Annotated in this window: 24 protein-coding genes; 6 read left to right on the forward strand and 18 right to left on the reverse strand. The window is 41.0% G+C overall.

Annotation, left to right across the window (positions count from 1 at the left end):
• The first annotated feature begins 1 nt into the window (after position 1).
• A complete protein-coding gene (locus tag K0A89_02235; protein ID MBW6517306.1) occupies positions 2-505 on the forward strand; it encodes a hypothetical protein in 504 nt (167 codons plus the stop codon).
• A 19-nt stretch (positions 506-524) separates the two neighbouring features.
• Positions 525-1,949, forward strand: a complete 1,425-nt coding sequence (locus K0A89_02240) for a HEAT repeat domain-containing protein (GenBank protein ID MBW6517307.1) — start codon at positions 525-527, stop codon at positions 1,947-1,949.
• Between the two features lie 170 nt (positions 1,950-2,119).
• Here the strand turns inward: K0A89_02240 and K0A89_02245 are convergent, their stop codons facing one another.
• A complete protein-coding gene (locus tag K0A89_02245; GenBank protein MBW6517308.1) occupies positions 2,120-2,566 on the reverse strand; it encodes a hypothetical protein in 447 nt (148 codons plus the stop codon).
• Positions 2,567-2,797: 231 nt separating this feature from the next.
• Between K0A89_02245 and K0A89_02250 the strand changes: the two genes are divergently transcribed.
• Positions 2,798-4,066, forward strand: a complete 1,269-nt coding sequence (locus K0A89_02250; protein MBW6517309.1) for an ATP-binding protein — start codon at positions 2,798-2,800, stop codon at positions 4,064-4,066.
• Positions 4,067-4,329: 263 nt separating this feature from the next.
• Here K0A89_02250 and K0A89_02255 read toward each other — a convergent pair whose 3' ends face one another.
• Positions 4,330-4,827 (reverse strand): hypothetical protein, encoded by a 498-nt coding sequence (locus K0A89_02255; GenBank protein MBW6517310.1) that lies wholly within the window; start codon positions 4,825-4,827, stop codon positions 4,330-4,332.
• A gap of 202 nt (positions 4,828-5,029) precedes the next feature.
• Between K0A89_02255 and K0A89_02260 the strand changes: the two genes are divergently transcribed.
• Positions 5,030-5,224 (forward strand): hypothetical protein, encoded by a 195-nt coding sequence (locus K0A89_02260; GenBank protein MBW6517311.1) that lies wholly within the window; start codon positions 5,030-5,032, stop codon positions 5,222-5,224.
• A complete protein-coding gene (locus K0A89_02265; protein ID MBW6517312.1) occupies positions 5,214-5,489 on the forward strand; it encodes a type II toxin-antitoxin system RelE/ParE family toxin in 276 nt (91 codons plus the stop codon). Before K0A89_02260 ends, K0A89_02265 begins: the two co-directional genes overlap by 11 nt.
• Before the next feature lie 510 nt (positions 5,490-5,999).
• Here K0A89_02265 and K0A89_02270 read toward each other — a convergent pair.
• The 12 genes from K0A89_02270 to K0A89_02325 form a co-directional block, all read right to left on the reverse strand.
• Positions 6,000-6,224, reverse strand: a complete 225-nt coding sequence (locus K0A89_02270) for a type II toxin-antitoxin system HicA family toxin (protein MBW6517313.1) — start codon at positions 6,222-6,224, stop codon at positions 6,000-6,002.
• Positions 6,225-6,239: 15 nt separating this feature from the next.
• Positions 6,240-6,440 carry a type II toxin-antitoxin system HicB family antitoxin gene (locus K0A89_02275; protein ID MBW6517314.1) on the reverse strand — a complete coding sequence of 67 codons (201 nt, stop codon included), beginning with the start codon at positions 6,438-6,440 and terminating at the stop codon, positions 6,240-6,242.
• Between the two features lie 339 nt (positions 6,441-6,779).
• Complete coding sequence (locus tag K0A89_02280; protein ID MBW6517315.1) at positions 6,780-7,010, reverse strand: hypothetical protein; 231 nt, start codon at positions 7,008-7,010, stop codon at positions 6,780-6,782.
• A 46-nt stretch (positions 7,011-7,056) separates the two neighbouring features.
• Complete coding sequence (locus tag K0A89_02285) at positions 7,057-7,374, reverse strand: HD domain-containing protein (GenBank protein MBW6517316.1); 318 nt, start codon at positions 7,372-7,374, stop codon at positions 7,057-7,059.
• Between the two features lie 235 nt (positions 7,375-7,609).
• Positions 7,610-8,431, reverse strand: coding sequence for a hypothetical protein (locus tag K0A89_02290; GenBank protein ID MBW6517317.1), 822 nt, complete (start codon positions 8,429-8,431; stop codon positions 7,610-7,612).
• Complete coding sequence (locus K0A89_02295; protein ID MBW6517318.1) at positions 8,419-9,345, reverse strand: MarR family transcriptional regulator; 927 nt, start codon at positions 9,343-9,345, stop codon at positions 8,419-8,421. Before K0A89_02295 ends, K0A89_02290 begins: the two co-directional genes overlap by 13 nt.
• Positions 9,346-9,466: 121 nt before the next feature.
• Positions 9,467-9,865 carry a hypothetical protein gene (locus K0A89_02300; GenBank protein MBW6517319.1) on the reverse strand — a complete coding sequence of 133 codons (399 nt, stop codon included), beginning with the start codon at positions 9,863-9,865 and terminating at the stop codon, positions 9,467-9,469.
• Positions 9,866-9,868: 3 nt separating this feature from the next.
• Complete coding sequence (locus K0A89_02305; protein ID MBW6517320.1) at positions 9,869-10,018, reverse strand: hypothetical protein; 150 nt, start codon at positions 10,016-10,018, stop codon at positions 9,869-9,871.
• A 188-nt stretch (positions 10,019-10,206) separates the two neighbouring features.
• Positions 10,207-10,452 (reverse strand): type II toxin-antitoxin system HicB family antitoxin, encoded by a 246-nt coding sequence (locus tag K0A89_02310; protein ID MBW6517321.1) that lies wholly within the window; start codon positions 10,450-10,452, stop codon positions 10,207-10,209.
• A 438-nt stretch (positions 10,453-10,890) separates the two neighbouring features.
• Complete coding sequence (locus K0A89_02315) at positions 10,891-11,052, reverse strand: hypothetical protein (GenBank protein MBW6517322.1); 162 nt, start codon at positions 11,050-11,052, stop codon at positions 10,891-10,893.
• A gap of 293 nt (positions 11,053-11,345) precedes the next feature.
• Positions 11,346-11,507, reverse strand: coding sequence for a hypothetical protein (locus K0A89_02320; protein ID MBW6517323.1), 162 nt, complete (start codon positions 11,505-11,507; stop codon positions 11,346-11,348).
• 48 nt (positions 11,508-11,555) lie between these two features.
• Positions 11,556-11,693 (reverse strand): hypothetical protein, encoded by a 138-nt coding sequence (locus K0A89_02325; protein ID MBW6517324.1) that lies wholly within the window; start codon positions 11,691-11,693, stop codon positions 11,556-11,558.
• A gap of 633 nt (positions 11,694-12,326) precedes the next feature.
• Between K0A89_02325 and K0A89_02330 the strand changes: the two genes are divergently transcribed.
• A complete protein-coding gene (locus K0A89_02330; protein MBW6517325.1) occupies positions 12,327-13,094 on the forward strand; it encodes an NYN domain-containing protein in 768 nt (255 codons plus the stop codon).
• Between the two features lie 149 nt (positions 13,095-13,243).
• On the opposite strand, the gene brxL is transcribed toward K0A89_02330, so the two are convergent.
• The 4 genes from brxL to K0A89_02350 all read right to left on the reverse strand — a co-directional run bounded on the left by brxL (position 13,244) and on the right by K0A89_02350 (position 19,554).
• Positions 13,244-15,283, reverse strand: coding sequence for a protease Lon-related BREX system protein BrxL (gene brxL, locus K0A89_02335; GenBank protein MBW6517326.1), 2,040 nt, complete (start codon positions 15,281-15,283; stop codon positions 13,244-13,246).
• A gap of 35 nt (positions 15,284-15,318) precedes the next feature.
• Positions 15,319-17,928 (reverse strand): BREX-1 system phosphatase PglZ type A, encoded by a 2,610-nt coding sequence (pglZ, locus tag K0A89_02340; protein MBW6517327.1) that lies wholly within the window; start codon positions 17,926-17,928, stop codon positions 15,319-15,321.
• Positions 17,929-17,992: 64 nt separating this feature from the next.
• Complete coding sequence (locus K0A89_02345) at positions 17,993-19,375, reverse strand: helix-turn-helix domain-containing protein (protein MBW6517328.1); 1,383 nt, start codon at positions 19,373-19,375, stop codon at positions 17,993-17,995.
• 35 nt (positions 19,376-19,410) lie between these two features.
• Entirely contained in the window at positions 19,411-19,554 is a 144-nt protein-coding gene (locus K0A89_02350; GenBank protein MBW6517329.1) for a hypothetical protein, read from the reverse strand.
• Positions 19,555-19,840 lie beyond the last annotated feature (286 nt).

Consider the following 19,840-nt stretch of genomic DNA (forward strand, 5'->3'; position numbering starts at 1 on the left):
CATGGAATTTGAAAAGGTTGTCAATGAAGAAGATGTGCTCTGGTTCGAATTTACCTGTCCGTTCTGTTCCCGGTCATACCGTATCAACAAGACATGGGAACGTGTCGATGGGGGAAGTACATGCATGTATGACTACCCGGATGATAACATCCCGGATGATCACTGCCAGCACCTGGTCTCATGGGACAACTCTGAAGGTGGCAGCGATTACAATTGTGAGATCAATGAACTGGAATTTTTGACCAGGATGTCAGACCTGCCGTTTCGGGTCTGGGATGTGCTCCAGGAAGTGGTGAACAATGATGGTCTTCCTGAGGGTTGTGAGGTTGGTATCAGGGCATTTTATGTGAACAGCTATATCGTATTTATTTTCTGTAATGACCCGCAAACCCTTGCACATGTGGTGCTGGAAAAAACCAAAGAACATATTCGCAGATATAATGACCAGTATTGTCTGGACGCCGTTGACCTTGAGCGTTATTCAGAAATTCTAGTACCTGAATAATCGAGCCTGAAAACTGTAAATGGCAATTAAAGGAAGTGGACATATCACCGGAGTGGAAGAACTAATAGAAGTCGTTAGAAGCGAACAGGGGAAGGAAATAATTCACATTGATAGAATTATCGAACAAATGCAGTATCTCGATATAGAAGATGAAAGAGAGGTCCAGACCCTGGTCGAACTATTACAGCAAGAAGACGATGGTTATCTCCGGAGTGTTGCAGCTATGGCCCTCGGAGAAATTGAGAATAACGAGACAATTGAGCCACTTATCCGGGCCTTCACAACAGATGAGGACAGCCTTGTCCGAAGTATGGCTGCACTGGGTCTTGGAAATTTAAAGAGCGAAGAAGCAGTTGAACTACTTATCCAGTCCTTAACAACAGACCCTGAACAGACGGTCAGAAGTGACATAGCATGGGCCCTGGGGGAGATAGGGGATACAAGGGCAGTTGAGCCCCTTATCTCGTCATTGAAAAATGATGAAGAAAGGCGGGTCAGATGCAGCGTGGCACGGGCTCTGGGAGAGATACGGGACAAAAGGGCTGTGAGCCCGCTGATAAGAGCTCTCAGGGATGACCATAGATACGTCCGGATGGTGGCAGCAAAAGCTCTTGGAAAGATTGGAAATAAGAAAGCAGTCGTGCCGCTTATTCAGGCATTGAAAGGTGCCTCTCTGGTACATGAGAATGCCATCATTGCACTTGGCAGGATTGGAGACCACAGAGCGCTGGGCCCTCTGGTCGGGATGTTACGTGAACCCTGGGGAGAATATGAAGAGGTCAGGAAATACGCAGCCAGAGCACTGGGGGAAATGAGGAATACCAGGGCTGTTCCCAGCCTTGTTCTTGCTTTGGCGGATGAGGATATTGAGGTTAGCAGGTGTGCAGCCGAGGCTCTGGGTGAGCTCATGGATAAAAGAGCTGTTGTGCCGCTTATCTATTTCCTTGAGATGAGCAGTGACGAGATATTCCGCTTGAACGCAATTTCTGCACTTGGACTTATCAATGACAAAAAAGCGGTAGAACCTTTGATAAAGATCCTGTTGAATGATGAAAGCAGTATGGTCCGAATTGAAGCAACAACCGCTCTCATGCTTTTAATGGATGAAAGGGCAATTGAACCGCTAATCCAGACTCTACGCTTTGACCCGGATAGTGAAGTGCGAAAGGAAACAATGTTTCCTCTTTGTTTCATTATGAATAAAGTAGCGGTTGAGCCTCTGTCCGACATATTGGTAACAGAAATAGACAGTGAGGTCCGTAATGCTGCAATACATCATTTATCAGTACTGAAAGATGAAAGGGCGGTACCGGCTCTTATCCGGTCTTTTGTGTCAGATAAAGACCGTGAGGTCCGGGAGAATGCTGCGCGGGCCATAAAAAATATTGGGGGGGTCAATGCCCCTGGAGCATTGTTCCAGGAAATGGAAATCAGCGAGGAATGACCTCCTATGATGGGGGAGGTACGGATCAGGACCTTTTACAGATATGGTTATGTTGCATACGTATTCTGCAATGACCCCGAAACACTGGAGAAGGTGGTGTTTGTAAGGTAAATAAGGTGGTAGATATTGGCATGGAATTTGTGATGGGGTAATTGCTGTCTAAAAAAAGGTTACAATATACTAGTAATCTCAATACGAGGTGCCTTCTCATCCCCAGATACAGCATCAATTAAACCTTTAATGGCATCATATGCTTTGTTTTCCAAAATACCGTTTATATGCATGAATTGAACTGCTTTTATCATTGCCCCCTTAAGATGTTCGATGTATTTCAGCCTGTTCTTGAGAAGAGCTGCATGTTCATCTGAAACATCTTTCATTTCTAATAATTTCTTAATATCTTCAAAGCCATCAAGTTTTTTAATACACTTTTTGAGTTCACTTCTGGTATTGCTTAAAATATCATCACCCTGGCGCAATGAACTGATTTTAAAATCGTTTTGTGTGAGTACTCCACCATCAATAAGTATGTGGCTATTCTGTAATTGAAAAAGTCGATGCACAGTCATCTGGGTTTCCCCCCAAAGAGTATAATAATTCTGTATTGTTGATATCACGTTTTTTCACCTCAAATAGTAAATATGACTATAATACAGATTAAATTAATTTGACAAAAATCTTCCCATGAACACCTATTAATAATTTTATGGAGGAAGATATTTAATTTTTATGGCGGGATTCTCAGCATATGAATGGAGATATTGATTATGTCCTGCACACCAAGGCATATCTTTATATTTTACCCCTGCTAATATATTATAAATTACATTTTTAGCAGGGTTAATATTGTGGTTTATGTAAGCAGAAATCTGGAGAACCTGATAAAGGAGAATCTTGACAAACCTGAAATAATTGCAATTCTCGGGCCAAGACAATCAGGAAAAACAACTCTTCTCAAGCATATTTTCCAGACTCTTGAAAATGCAGTGTTCATAAGTTTTGATGACAGGATGGTACTTGAGATGTTCGTTGAAGATGAGAAAACCTTCGCAGAACTTTATGTAAAGAATAATCGGTACCTCTTCATAGATGAGTTCCCGTATGCAAAGGAAGGGGGGCAGAAGTTAAAGTACATTTATGACCATTACCCGGATACAAAAATATTGGTATCAGGCTCTTCTGCTCCCGGGCTTACAATTCATGGTATTAAATATCTCGTAGGCAGGATATTTGTCTTCAACCTGTATCCACTTTCCTTTGAAGAGTTTCTAAGATACCGGAATGTGGAGCTTTTTGATACCTACCTGAGCAGGAAAGATGCAATTCGGGCGTATCTCTATGAAAGTGGCGAATTGCCTGTGATCAGCAAACCGCTTATGGAAATGCTAAACGCAATCTATGATGAGTATATTGTCTATGGCGGATATCCCAGGGTTGCAATCTCAAAGTCCGGTGGAGAAAAGAGGCTCGTTTTGAAGAATATATACAGCACTTATTTTTTACGGGAAATAAAGGATATGTTGAGCTTAACTACGGATTTTAACCTGAGCAGGCTAATCAAGGCGCTATCAATAGAACTTGGCGGGCTTATATCCTATTCAAGTCTTGGCGAAGTTTCAGGTTTTGACTATAAGGGGCTTTTATGGCATCTCAACATTCTTGAGAAAACATTTATCTGTAAAAGGATTGTTCCTTTTTTTACCAACAAAAGAACTGAGATAATCAAGATTCCAAAAGTGTATTTTTTTGACAATGGGTTCAGGAATACCATTATTGATGATTTCAGGCCCTGCGATATCAGGCAGGATATCGGCATGCTGAATGAGGCATTTATTTTTTCCCAGTTGACATATGGGGGTGTGGAAGTAAAGTTCTGGAGAAGTAAATCCAAGGCAGAAGTTGATTTTATTGTGGAAAAGGAAGGTAGGCTTATTGCTATAGAATCAAAGAGCAGCTACCAGCGCAAGTCAAAATCCCTGATGCATTTTAAAGAAAAGTATGAGCCCTACAGGACGATTATTGCATCAAGGGAGGTCCTCAAGGACAGTGATGGTGTATTATACCTGCCGTTCGCATTCATTACCTCGATACTCGATAATGCGGGCAATAACATGTAACATTGTGCTTTCTTCTGCCTGTGAGGTTTACTATACGATTCTATCAGACTGTTAAAAATCCTCATCCAGAATTTTGAAGGGGACAGGAGATGTGCATGCCTCTGATTCTGGTAAAGAAGGGATTTGTTATTGTTTTAGCGCCTTTTGTAGTACCTTAGTGACATGTTTATGGCGTCTTTATGGCGTATTTATGGCCCTATATGTCCCAATTAGATTATAGGCCGTTCCCGTGTGCCAATCCTACTGTGTCAGCGAAACCTGTGCTATAAAGTACAGAGCGGGCACAGGTTATCAGTGCAGAAGAAGTGGCAGTTGGTCAGGTGCAGGAAGGGGGGCAGCAGGGAATGAAGAAATATATAGAGAACACTTTTATCACATAAATAATATATTTTAACTGGCTCAGGCACTTCCCAACATAGCCCCATCTTCAAATCCCACACACCGACCCCTCCCCCATCCTCAAACATCTCACCGACACATTTCTCGAACTCCTGAAACGCAGGCATATCACGTATCCCCTCATCCCCATTACCAAAAGCATCCAGCATAGAAGTGTAATACCATGCAACTGAGTCCTTTGAGGCATTGAAGATATCCCACACACCGTCCCCCAGCCTGTCATAGTCCCTGATGATATCCCGTAGATTGGCTCGTGTACCGGCACAGGAGAGCAGCTTCATATACCGACCTGTATTTTTGATTAAGCTGATGGTATGGAACTTGCGTTCAGTCCAGACCTTGCTTTTTGCTCCCTCTGGCATTTATCAGTTATTCCGTCTGGGAAGTCACATCTGTCAGGGTCGCCACCTCTTCGCCGAACGCATCTCAGATATCGGATAGGGTGTAATCTTTATTTTCTAGAACATCATGCACTTATTTAAACATTAAATATAGATGGTCTCATGTAATTTTCACCCCGACATCACACTATAAGTACTATAGTGGTTATAGTAATAAAATAATATGAGTGCTACAACCACAATTCAAGTAAAGACAAACACGCGTGATGCCTTACTTGAAATTGGACATATGGGCGATGACTATAACACGGTCATTGAAAATCTGATTATTGAACACAATCGTAATTGCCTTGTTGAACACAGTAAACAGGTTGTCAAAGAGCGCAAAAATGATTTTGTCAATATAGATGACCTTTGATGTATTGGTTCTTCCAGATATTTTTAAGAACCTCCCGCCCAATTTTAGGGATAACATCAAGGCAGCAATTAAAGAGTTGAATGACCCTTTCCCAGGATCTGGAAAAGGTGAGAAAAAGGAAATTAAAGGTGCTAATGATGTTGCATATCGTTTAAGAGTAGGAAGTTTTCGCATCTTCTATCGAATCGATAAGGAAAAACGTACCGTTTACGTATTTGACATTTTGACAGCAGAACAGGCACATAAAAAATATGGCCGATTGTGACTTCAACTCAATGATTCAATTTCACGTTTTTCTTTAACATTGTGGGACTACATCAGCAAGTATGCGGAGGAGCATTGCTCCCCATGGCTGGCTGCCACCCTGCCGCCCTGAAGGGCTGCGGTGGCAGGGTCAGGTATGCATGGGGTTGTTGGTGTACTGCATTACTCATCCCCCAGCCTGTCATAGTCCCTGATGATATCCCGTAGATTGGCTCGTGTACCGGCACAGGAGAGCAGCTTCATGTCCCGGCCTGCATTTTTGATAAACTCGATGGTATGGAACTTGCGCTCAGTCCAGGTCTTGCTATTTGCTGTCCAAATTTATTCGTTCTTGCGGCTCGGAAGTCATGTCTAACAGGGTCGCCACATCGTCACCGAATGCATCTCTGATATCTAAAGTAAGGAGTGTACACAGACATCAGTGCAGGAGGGGGCTGGTCAGGTGTGGAATGGCGGCAGCAGGGAGTGAAAAAAGATATCGGTACTGGAATAATTTCAAATATCAGAATAATTATATAAAATCAACAAATTCATCGTTGGTTAAACCAGCTTCTTTGATTATTCTGCTTAGTGTCCCCTTCTTCAAAGAGTTATGTAATGGAACCGTGACTTTAATTATATCATCGCCTTCAATGTTTTCCAATCTCACATGGCTTCCCCGTTGCCTTACTTTTACAAACCCCGCTTTTAATAGAACTTTAATTACTTTCTCGCCTGAAACTACTGGTAACTTCATAGAATATACCCATAGTTAGACAGCAACTTCAGCAACTTCAGCAAAGTTCGTTAAAATTGGATTTTCGGTAGGTTCTAAATAAAGTTCTATAGCCTCTTTAATGTTATTTAGCGCTTCTTCTTTACTATCACCCTCAGAAATACATCCTGGAAGTGAAGGCACATATACCACATAGCCGCCTTCTTCAGCTGGCTCTAAGACTACTTTGAACTTCAAGACTTTCACCTAGAATTTTATATGCTGTTTTATGATATAAATCTAATTCATTAAATGAAAAATTTTGATTGTTAACAACCTTCACGCTTACTCAACAGCCAGAGCACGGTGAATGCATGGGAGCGGGCACAGGCATCAGCGCAGGAGGGGGGGCGAGTGCAAGTGGATGTAAGATGTTGCTTCTGTTTAGCATCACTCAATTTTTATATTTTAACAGCCATGTCGACACTCCAACGGCACAACAACTGTATATAACTTCCCATCACTGCAACCCAATCAACTGGCCCCAGCACTTCCCAACATAATCCCCCCATCTTCAACCCCTCTCACACCGACTTCTCACCCATCCCCAAACATCTCACCGACACATTTCCCGAACTCCTTAAACGCAGGCATATCACGTATCCCCTCATCCCCATTACCAAATGCAGCCAGCATAGAAGTGTAATACCATGCAACCGAAGTCTTTGAGGCATTGAAGATATCCCACACACCATCCCCCAGCCTGTCATAGTCCCTGATGATATCCTGTAAATCGGCCAACTTGTCGGCACAGGAGAGCAGCTTCATATCCCGGCCTGCATTTTTGATTAAGTTGATGGTATGGAACTTGCACTCAGTGGAGGTCTTGCTTATTGCTCCTGTCCGTATGTATTAGTTCTTCCGGCTCGGAAGCACCATCTACCAGGGTTGCCACCGCTTCGCCGAACGCATCTCTGATATCGGACAGGGTGTAATCTTCATCTTCTACAACATCATGCAGCAATCCGGCGATAACCACGTGCTCGGGGGCATTATTCTTCATGAGGGTGGAAGCAACGTCCAGAGGATGGACGATGTAGGGTATGGTTGAACTTTTCTGGCAGGTGTTTTTATGGGCATTATAGGCAAAATTGAATGCTTCAACGATTGGATTATTATCTTGAAAAGTCATGGTTTCCATGTTCCATCTTACTTTGTATTAGTTTTTGTAACTTATTATATTCGCCAGTATGCTGTCCGGTTTAAAGTATTTGAATGTCCAGAAGATTTTGTCCATCTATCCTGGCAGCAGGGAGTATAATCTGATTACATTAATGTGATTGAGTGGGAAGCGAGAGAGGGGCACCATAATCCACAGTGATAGAAGAGGATTGAGATTGAAAAATCATTTTACATTTCAGGTTTTATCATCCACACTTAACTTCGTATCTACCTTTTATTTGCTCGATTTTACCGGATCTTTTTAGCCTGGTTAACGAAACTAATAACGTTTTTTCATCACATCCGAATCTGTTGGTTATTTCAACCATAGTCATAGGATTGATAGTCAGTTCCCTTATGATTCTATCTTCAAACCATTGTTCCATTTGCTCATGTGACCTCTTTGAGATGCGTTCTGTTATTGGGGTTTCAAGACCAAATGACGTTTTTAATTTGTACAGCTTATCATGGAGATCGATCTCACATATCATATCATGTCTTGATTGATCGATACATTCTGTAAATATAACTTCCCAGTCAAGACCCGACCTTGCCAGTAATAAAAGATCGTCTTCATCGTCATCTCTTTGAGTGACGCTTTTAAGAAGGAAGATATCTTCTTTTGAAATTATCCAGACCTTCAACTGCCCCTTTTCCATAAGGATTTTTGCCCGGTTGATCATGCCGGGAGATAACCTGAGTTTTTTACATACATATTCATGGAAAATATCCCACCTGAAACCATCAGCGTTTTCAAGTATCCGGGTTGCAGACATCATTCTGTATTCGGGTGTCAGCTTGCTGATCTTTTTTTGTTTGTAATCTGATATCTCAAGAGCTAAGACCAGTTCCTCTACCTCCTTTTGGGTAGAAAATAGAACATCGATATCTTTTGTAGCAGCTTTTACACCATATCGTATCATAGCAGCGCCGCCTAAGAGGTAAAGGTTAACCGGTATTGTCAGAGCATTGCCGACCTTTTCCAGTTCTGCGAATACATACTTTTCATTAAATCCTATTCGTGACATTTTATGTCATACTCCGCTGCTTTTTGTTTAATATACAAGGGTGATGGCATGAATTTTTCTTCAGGTTGTTCCCAGGTATTTACCAGGTTTACTATGCTTCCTGCAATATCAATGCCATACTGGTGTGAAATTTTTATAAACCGATTTGAATCGATTTTTATTTTTAGCATGTACAGTATCACATAGGTAAGGTTCCTTTTGCTGTATGGATCTAGGGCAATTGCATGGACTGCAATTTCTTCGCAGGACAGTTCCCTCAATGAATAGAAATAATGGTTTTCGGTCTGCATGAGCGGGATTATTTTTGATATTGCAGTTAATCCAGTGGGTTGGATATTTTCATGTCTGATAGTTATGTCTGAAACTAAAAGAAATTCAAAGCCATGTGATGTGATAAAACGACCATGCGATGATAATTTGTTTAATGTGGATACTGCAAAGTAGGAGCAATAATCCCTGATGAATTCCCTGATATCCTCCAGGTCAGGGGATAATTCGTATTCTGAATCCCGTTGAAGCACAATGGCATGATTTTTAAATTCCCTGATATTGCGACGGATAGTTGCTTCTGATATCCCGCTCTCATCAATCAGTCGGATAAGGTTTGCTTTTCCGGTGGACAGTACGGCCAGGACCTTTATACTTGACCCCGCTAAAAGTTCAGCAAGGGGCATATAACTTCGTTTGTGAAGGATGGTCATGAGTTTAACAGCATGCAGGTTGCAACTCAGTCCCACATGCTTTGTGATGCCCGTTTTGGAGACCTCCACAAACCCTTTATGTTGTAATGCTGTTACTACCCTCGAAATATATCCTGCAGTAACTCCTGTTTGCCTGGCAAGCTCGCTCATGGTGGGTGAATTATCGAGAATTGCTATTATTTTCAGTTCGAGTTCTGAAAGTTTGAAGTCCATTACATGTCAAAATTGTATAATATTATATAAGTAGTTTACTAATATGATTGTTACGAAGAGAAACTCACCCTTTTTTCTACATTAAGCTTTATTGTAGTGATTCCAGTTTTCATACACTTCTTCACTTCCCAACATACCTCCCATCTTCAAGCTCCATACACCAACCTCTCACCCATCCCCAAACATCTCCCCCTACACATTTCCCGAACTCCTGAAACGCAGGCATATCACGTATCCCTTCATACCCATTACCAAATGCAGCCATATCACGTATCCCTTCATACCCATTACCAAATGCAGCCAGCATAGAAATGTAATACCATGCAACCGAAGTCTTTGAGGCATTGAAGATATCCCACACACCATCCCCCAGCCTGTCATAATCCCTGATGATATCCCGTAGATTTGCCAACTTGTCGACACAGGGGAGCAGCTTCATATCCCGACCTGTATTTTTTATCAAGTTGATGGTATGGATCTTGCGCTCAGTCCAGGTCTTGCTTTTTGCCCCCGTCCGCATGTATTAGTTCTGCGGCTCGGAATTCACGTCTGCCAGGATCGCCACTTCATCACCGGACTCATCTCTGATATCTAAAGTAGGGAGTGTACGCAGGCAGCAGTGCAGGAGGGGGGCGCGTGCAAGTGGATATAAGATGTTGTACCTGTTTAGCATTACTCACATTTTATATTTTAACAGACATATTGCCATTCTAACGGCACAACAACTAAATCTAACTTCCGACCACTGCACCCCCATCCACCTGCACCCACTCATGGACAGCGGTGTCCATATCCCAGGTTGTCAACAAAGGGGGCTCTTAGGCACAATAATTATTGTTTGCAGCCATAAAAAAACCGTTATTAAGCGGTGGATGTCAATAAACTGTTTTCGAAAAATGTCTTGAGAATCTCTTTTTTGATAGGTTTGGGTATTTTCCTGCTTTCTTTTATGGCGGTCTCAAGCCAAAGTTCCATTCCTATTTTTACTTCTTCCAGTGCTTCTTCTTCAGTTTCTCCGAAAGCTGAACATCCTTGAAGTTCTGGAACTACAGCGATATATCCTTCATCTTCTTCGCTATAAAATATCTCTATTGCATATTTATGCATCAGTATCATCTTCTGTTATGAAATCATATTGTTCTATTATCTTGATAAATTCTTTTACCTGATAAGGCTTTGCCTTGCCCCCTACGTCCTGAAAATTTAGCATTTCTTTAATTCCTTCTTTTGCATATATCCTATGGCTTCCTTTTTAGCTCTTGAATATAAAACCAAAGACTTCTGCCGCTTTGCATAGTTTTTCAAACCGAATATTTTTAGGATTATCTTTCAACTCCTCAAATATTCGGCGTTTATTCATGTGCGTGAAAATGACTTTATAAGTAAAAAGTTAGTTGTTTTTATCTGGGTTTTGAATGTATAAAAAAATAACACATCTGTACCTGCAGCCTGTTTGAAATAATCCTCACAGCTGGCTGCCACCCTGCCGCCCTGAAGGGCTGCGGTGGCAGGGTCAGGTATGCATGGGGTTGTTGGTGTACTGCATTACTCATCCCCCAGCCTGTCATAGTCCCCGATGATATCCCGTAGATTTGCCAACTTGTCGGCACAGGAAAGCAGTTTCATGTCCCGACCTGCATTTTTGATTAAGTCGATGGTATGGAACTTGCGCTCGGGCCAGGTCTTGCTTTTTGCTCCCGTCCGCATGTATTAGTTCTTGCGGCTCGGAAGTCACGTCTGCCAGGGTCGCCACCTCATCACCAAACGCATCTCTGATATCTAAAGTAAGGAACATACGTAGGTATCAGTGCAGGAGGGGGATAAAAAAATTAGCAACTAACTCGTGCGAACTGGTACGAACTCTTTGTCGCGATATATTGCACCTAAATTATATTTTAACAGCCATAGCGACACTCCACCGGCACAACAACTGTATATTACTTCCCACCACTACTACTCAATCAACTGGCCCCGGCGCTTCCTAATATACCACCCTACCTTTAAACCCCTCCCCCATCCCCAAACATCTCACCGACACATTTCTCAAACTCCTTAAACGCAGGCATATCACGTATCCCCTCATCCCCATTACCAAAAGCATCCAGCATAGAAGTGTAATACCATGCAACCGAGTCCTTTGAGGCATTGAAGATATCCCACACACCATCCCCCAGCCTGTCATAATCCCTGATGATGGTCCGTAGATTGGGTCATATACCAGCACATGATAGCTGCTTCATATCCCGACCTGCATTTTTGATAAAGTCGATGGTATGCGCCTTGCGCTCTGGCCATGTCTTTTTTTTACCCCCGTCCGCATGTATCAGTTCTTCCGGCTCGAAAGTCATGTATAACAGGGTCGCTACTTCATCACCGGACCCATCTTTGATAATTAAAGTAAAGAGCTTAAACAGGTATTAGTACAGGGGGAGGGGAGGGATTAAATAAAAATTAACAACTAACTCATGCGAACTGGTACGAACTCTTAGTTGCACAGTATTGCATTTAAATTATATTTTAACAGCCATGGCAACACTCCACCGGCACAACAACTGAATACAATACCCCACACAACATCCAGCGCATCGCCACCCCCATACAAACACCCGTGCAGTAGGACCACAGGAATCATCCCCACTGTTGACACCCTCCCCCCGAAGGACCCCGTTGTCAGAATCGGTTACACCAAGGATTGCTATCGTACTGCATCACCCACACCCGGCCAGCAGTAATTATAAATCCCATCCTTTTCATAGCGCTACCCCGTATCCCTGTATAGCCAGCCAGACACGAGGCAAGAGCCTGACTCTGCGGCATTGTGAGAAGATGACCGACAATGGACCAGCCTACTGAACATCCAGACGACGTCAACCCATCAGGACCGGTGGCAGGGATACTAGAAAGTTTTGTATAGAATTACACAATTGTTTGTACAATATTATCACAATTATTTTATAATGTAAGATCAATAAACTAATGAAATGATTCAGAAACATATATTCACGACGGACCAATTTGAAGATAAAAATAGAATGAAAATTGCCTTACTGATAGATGGCGATAATGCACAACCATCTTTAATTGAGAAAATTATAGCAGAAACAGGAAAATATGGACCAAGCACTATCAGACGCATTTATGGTGATTGGACAACACCAAACATGAATGGGTGGAAAGAATCGTTAAATAATCTTGCAATTCAACCTATCCAACAATTCCGTTTTACTATTGGAAAGAATGCTACTGACAGTGCAATGATTATTGATGCTATGGATATCCTTCATAGCGGTTTAGTTGAAGGTTTTTGTATTGTCTCTAGTGATAGTGATTATACAAGACTAGCGACAAGGATCCGTGAAAGTGGAATTTTTGTTATGGGAATTGGTCAAAATAAAACACCGAAACCCTTTGTAAATGCATGTAATAGATTTGTATATACTGAAAATTTAACTCTCAATGATTCGAAATTAATCAATGCAAAGGATGCAGAGAAATCATTAATAGTTGACGAAAAAGCCAAAATATTAGAACCTATTCCCCTACTCAAGGAAGCTTTTGAAATGGCATTAAGAGAAGATGGGTGGGCACAATTAGGCACTATGGGACATTATTTACCTCAGCTAGATCCTGGTTTTGACCCAAGATCGTATGGTTTCAAACAATTATCACAACTAGTCAAGGCACATTCAAATATATTTGAATTGAAACATCAAGATGATGGTTCTATATATCTGAAGATAAAAGAATGAATATTTTGCTTCGAAAATCAATAAAAAATATATGAAATGTGATATGACTGGGAATTTATTAAACTTTAGTGAGATTAATTATCGAGTTCATCTATCTAACATACGAATATCCACTCAATTCGGCCCATACATTTTACAAGGTATTGTCATCAAGATAACGCCAACGACTTATAAACCGCATCAATTGGATCTTCATAAAAAGATATCTGGAACTTACTAAATAAATCCGGCGGCACTGTTGACATTTTTGATGCCACTGATATCGGGATGAGGACTTTCCTAGCTCCAGCATCCATGCAAACCTGCAAGAGGTCAGATAAATTATCTATACTACTAATAGAACCGCCTATAGTAATTGTACCCAAGATTGCAGTCTGTTCTTGTACTGGTTTCTCCAGAGCACCTGAACATAAACTAAGAAAAGCTGCAAGAGCCAGATCATCAGACATTCCCACACCTGTTAGGTCTTGCACATGTAAATGGAAATCTTTTTCTTTTATTGAAATACCTTGACTGACTGATTTTGCATTTGCCTTAAAATAGTTAAATGCGGTTTGAATAGCTTCTTTAGCTTTTGGATTTGAACCAAGACCTGATTTTTCATATTTTCCGGAACCTGGAACAACCTGTAACTCTAACTTATACACTCCAATCTTGCTGGAGGGAGCAGCAGACACTGCATAAACCTGCCCTGGTTTTGCCATCCCTGCAGGAATGATCTTGCTTCCACCGCTCTCCGGGACCGTTACAAAATGTTCAATCATATCTTCATTGTCGATATAAGAGAAATTAACATCATAAAATTCAATCCCACCGATTTTCTTTAACTGCTCCTTAACCCTTCTTCGTCCTACCATTGCATATTCAAGGATCTCTTGTGCTTCCTCTTTGGATATGTTCTCGTCAGGGTATACCAGCTTCATCAAACCGGAAAATGTCTTTTTTACCGCAATGACATCTCTCTGGTTCAAATTATTTCCGAGCTTGAAATAATTGAATATATTGTCACTGAAAGACCGTTTTCTCATTTCTCTGAGGAATTCAGCAAAATAATCTACAATAAAACCATACCTATCAGTGAAGTGTTCTGGTCTGAACTTTGGAACCTCCCACCCTGGCAGATAATAGTGGATCCTGTCAAAAAATGCACTATCGTTATTCATCCCTTCGGGGAATGGAGCAAATAGGTGGAATGTTTTGAGCAACGATGATATGCTCTGGTTAACATTGCCAACAAAAACAACGGATGCATTTGCATTTATCTGGTCTTTTCCCCTGGCAAATGAACCGGATGCCATGTAATCTTTGAGTATCTGTATTCCATCCTTGTCTTTGAACCGTATCCCTGCAACTTCATCGAAGGCAACAACGTCCCACATCCCCACGAGTCCTACCTGTCTTGTACTCATGTTAAAGAACAGGTTTGCAACCGTGGTCTGTCCCCCGGATATCAATATTGAGTTAGGGGATATTTCCTTGAAAACATGAGATTTTCCGGTACTTCTCGGTCCGAGTTCACACATATTATAATTGTTTTCAACAAGAGGCACAAGCCGTTCTATTAAATGCCATTTTGCCGGATATTCCAGTTGTGTGGGTTCCATTCCGATGGTTCTTAGAAGGACGTCTATCCACTCATCTTTTGTGAAGTTCTTCCTCTGGTCTATAAAATCATTTATGTTAACATTTGGAATCTGTATGGGTTTTAAGTCAGCGATCATAAATGGGGACTGGGAAGAATCAGATAAATATTCCATCTTGATGATGCACCAGATACCACCACCGAGCAGTTTTTCATATTTTTTTATATAAAATGGGTCAACTTCAACTTTCGAGATTCCCAGATTAGAGAACAATGCTTCGTAAACATCCCGTTTTTCATTGAGCTTAACGGTAACTTTGTCTATTATAGTATAGTATCCGGTTTCTCGTATTTTTGACTTGATCAATTCAGCTTCATCAGGGCGAACGTAATTCTCTGAGAGTATATTTTTTACTTTCTTGACGCCCTCTTTGATAAGGTCTTCATCATCTGTGGCACAGTTTGATCCTAAGAGGTATTCTAACACATATACGGGAACATTATGACCTACTTTCATAAGTTTAGTGAGGTCCTTTCTTACCACCTTTCCTGGGAAATAGGTGTTCAGTTTATTATCGATCTCAGTGTTTGAATCTATATCTGCCATTTTCATCTGCCTGACTTATTGATTGGTTGAATTTATTAAAAGTCATCTGTTATTAGAATGTCCACTATCATGGGAATCTCAAATATTTCCTGCTGCAAAGCCTTAGAATCGTCATCTTTCCCAATTAAACTATAAGTTTTATTTTCGATATCGCTACTCAGGGTTAAAATTACTTCCTGGATCCTTTCTTCTGGTTCATCAGAAGTACTGTCTGCAATCACCAGTTTTTCGTCACTGACCTTTTGTCCATCAGTATCATACAAGGCAAGCTTGAAACTCAGCGGCTCACGTTTGTCGGTCACCTTTCCTGTTTGTAGTAATTTTACCTTAAAGGTGCTGTTGGTTATCTTTTTATGGGAATCTAAGACTGTGACCTCCACTTTGCCGTGTTCGATCCCTTTTCTATCAAGGTCTGACTCATATTTATTTTGGCTGTAAATAAGGACAGGTATTACAATTTCCTGCAATGAAGCCCCCCCATGGACGTAATTCACTCCTCCGCCTTGTGATTTGAAACGCAGGTCTCCTAATGGAACGTATATATGCATCTGTTTATCTGAATCCATTGTAGGAGCCATATTGAATTTATGTATATTTCGTAGCGTCAAATCCTGTTCACTCATGATGAAACGTTTATTAGCCTCGATGATCTTGTTTTTATCAAAATCCTGTGTTTCAAGTTTATCAACGTTTTCGAGATGTTCTCTTTTATAAATGAAACCATGGTCTGATGTGACTATGATTTTTGACACATTGAGAGATCTCCCCAGATATTTGATCATCTTGTTAATATCCTGTATAGTAGATTCCACTGCATTGAAGACATTATGTTCTGAAGATTTGTTATCTCCTGTTTCGTCAATCCTGTTGTGATAAATGTAAATAACCCTTTTTTTGGTCTCGTTTCTTGCATCGTCCCTTTTTAACGCCTTGAGCTCATCGAACTTAAATACATTAGAATCGCTGACACTATTTGACAGGATCTTACCCCTGTTTTCAGTTCCCTCTGAATCAATTCCATCAACAAAGATATGATTGTTCCTGTATTCGAGCTTATTATGCGGCAGCAGACTTGCCATTCCAAGCTTTGTGTATGATGGGAGTGAGCTTGCCATTGCTTTTAGTTCGATAGTGCCTATTGAGCTTTTGTTAACCACATCTTTTAGTTCGACTGCTGTTTCGTATCGCAATCCATCCGATATGATGACTGCTACTTTATCCTTGTCATTTCTTCTGAGGATATTGTCTATATATATGTTGTAAAATTTGTTCTGGTTATCGATGAGTTCGATGTTCCATGTATCTTGAAGCTCTGAGTCGATCAGGTCGCTCCAGCGGGTGAGAAGTTTATTAAGCAATTTATTATAAAGATTTTCGACTATATCCTTGATATCTCTCTTGAGTATCTCTTTCTCACTGTCCTTATCGTAGTGGTAATAGAACTTGCGGTAAAAATAATCTATTAGATAGTACCGGTTCATATACCCCTTAAAGAGTTCATTCAGGCTCTGTTCATTGATACCTTCCTGTTCAATCTCTTTTGAGAACTGATGAAGCTTAATTGCATTTTCAAGGGCACAGTAGATGTTCCGGTATGTTTGATACCAGTGTTTTGTTTTTCTATTGTCTATCCATTCTAGATATTTGTTGAAATCATCGCTGCCTTCGGTAAGTTTCGTGACTATTTTTTTGATGATGTTCTTGTCAAATAAGTCGATGGATTCGGCTTCAAGATAGTCTTCTACTTCGTTTTTGTTCAGAAGTGATGTCAGATTATTCTCAAGTTTATGTTCGTCGGCTGCGAGCAAATTGTTACAGTAAGCATCAAAATCTTTGGAGTATTTTGAATTGTCCATCCATCCTCTTATGAATATCTCACATTCGTTGCTATGCCTATTGATATATTGTTCATAGGATTTCAAAACGACACTTGCATTCCTGTCTATGTGGGTTATTATGAAGCTAAGAAACAGTTTCTTCAGGGTCGGATGTTCTGATGAATACCCGAAACGCCTCCTGATAATATCCCAGAATCTATCTACAAGCCCGAATCTATTGAATTCACCCCAGATTGTGTTATCTTCTTCTTCCAGGGAACCCATTAGAAGATTCCTGACTATCTCTTTTTGATCAATTGTAGAAGACCTTGAAAGTGCTGCCAGCATTCCCAATACAAATGTATCCTCTTTCCAATCATTGCGGTAATGCCGCTTGAAAGCTAAAACACGGTCTTTATGTGTAAAGAACTTTTTATGGTCTTCTAACAATTTATCGAGGTCGTAACCTTCGATGCCGAGTTCACTTTTGATATCTGATATCGTGCTGTTCTCGAATCTTGATGAATAAAGTTGAATGTCAAGTAGCCAGTTGGATTGTGCGTCTCGTTCTGCTTCAGGTGAATAAATAAGATAATCCGACTCTGTATCGTCTTTTTCAAGGAGCTTTTTGGTTTCGAAGAAGTTGTTGTTGAGAATGTGGAGATTTATGTCTTTTTCAGAGAGAGAGGATTTAATCTGCCCAAGTTCTTCTTCATCTTTAACTGTCCCGTCCTTATCGTACCAGAATACGAGTTTTCTTTTCTCGTAGTCATCTTTGACTTCGAATTTTTTAAGGATGCTCTGGATTGTCTTTTCTATGTTTTGCATATTTTCGACCTATGTATAGAACGTTATATGTTTTGGCGCCTTTTGTAGGGCCTTAGTGATGTGTTTATGGCGTCTTTGTGGCGTCTTTGGCGTCTTTGTGGCGCCTTAGAATGTATACAGTTCCTTTTCCAGTAATCCCAATTTGTTCAAGGAGTCCTGCTGATACCAGATTTACTAAATCTCTTGACGCTGTTCTGTTAGAGGTATTACAAATTTCCTGGTATTCTTTATTGGTAATCTGTCCTTTTTCCTTGACATACATCACAGCTTTGATCTGCCTTTCATTCAGGTTCAGGCTGTGGAGATATTCATCATCATAGACATCTTTTCTAAATACAACCTGGAATCCCTGGTATTCCTCAAATATCGGTTCTGGAAGTCCGGCTTCGAGACAGTGTTGTTGTATTTTTTCTATGCCGCTGCCCCATCTTTCAATCAATTCAGTATCATATAATACTTCTGCCAGTCCTTTGTTTCGCAGGGTTGATGAATGTGGTTTGTATAGTTCTTCCAGTGTTATCCCATAGGGTAAAAACCCGGGACTCCTGATTATAAGTTTGTCGTCATAGATTCGTACTTCGATGTCTGAGAAGATCGTATAGTCCCGATGGCAAACGGCATTGATGAGGGCTTCTCGCAGGGCTTCTAATGGGTAATCCCATTTTTGCTCTCGTTCTGGCCTGCCTGTCATCACAAATTCGACATTGATGTTTTTGTGTATGAAGTCCATAGCTTCGTCTATCTGCTCAAAAACGGTGCCAACGATCATCCTGTCATCAATGACAATATGCCCTTTTTTGAACCTTCCACAGTGTATCGCAGCCTGGGAAATGAATTTATTTGTCTCTTTTGAAAACAGAAGGATTGCTGCCCGTGTGGGCTGCCCCTGCGTAATCAGTTTCATTTTTTCAAGAACCGGCATTGGTTCTTCATCGTCCCCTATCTTTTTCCTGCCGGTTTCTTTTGCTTTTTTGATATATCGTTTGACCTTTTCAATGTCAATATCTGAAAGCTTTGCATCTTTTGCAGGATATTTGTCCCAGCTCATTCCTGTAGAATGGAGGTGCATTTGTGCAACTTCCTGTGCGCTCATTGCACGATTGCTGCTGTCCTCTCTTTTGAGGCATTTTCCTTTTGTTGATACGGGTTTTATTGGATTTTCTTTTATTTTTACTGCGACGACGGTCTTTCCACTGACTTTTATCTGTTCGATCTCAGGGATTATGCGGGGGTCTGTGCTCTGGGATATTTGATTTGTCCACTGGTTGAGTGTTTCTTTTCCGATTTTGATACATTTGATGTTGTTTTGGTCGGATACGCCTATAAAAATCGTGCCGCCCCTTGTATTGGCGAAAGCTACTGCTGATTCGATGGTTCGGTCATCGAATTTTTCTTTGAATTCGATGGTTTCTGATTCTCCGGTTTTGATGAGGTCTGGGAGGTTCATATTGAAATTCCAAAAAGTTCTCTTTGATTTCTCCTTTATCCGCTGTTTTTTACCGTTGTCTTCGGATGCTGTGATGTCTGATGCTTTGCGATAAGTTCCCGGACCGCAGGAACTAATTCAACCGGGACATCTATTGTAGTCTCAGTTCTGTCATCATAGGCTGCCTCATCCTTGGCCAAGGCTTCCTCTTTATGTTTGTTTTTCATAATGTCAGAACTCTGTGTACCCCTCTTTATCCCATCCATTTAGGAATTTACTTTCTTTCATTCTTTCTTTCGACTCCTGCGCTTATATGATATTAATGACCCTTTTTGGCTAAGAAATCCTTACCTTTGGCTGTCAGGCGGTATTTTTGCTTGCTGCTACGGGGCTTATCAGGGATTGTCATTTCAATATAATCAAGTTCCAGAAGGTTCTTGATTTGTTTTTTAAGTTCTCCTGATACGGTCCTGTGACCTACCCCAG

Source organism: ANME-2 cluster archaeon, from assembly GCA_019429385.1.
Lineage (GTDB): Archaea > Halobacteriota > Methanosarcinia > Methanosarcinales > Methanocomedenaceae > Methanocomedens_B.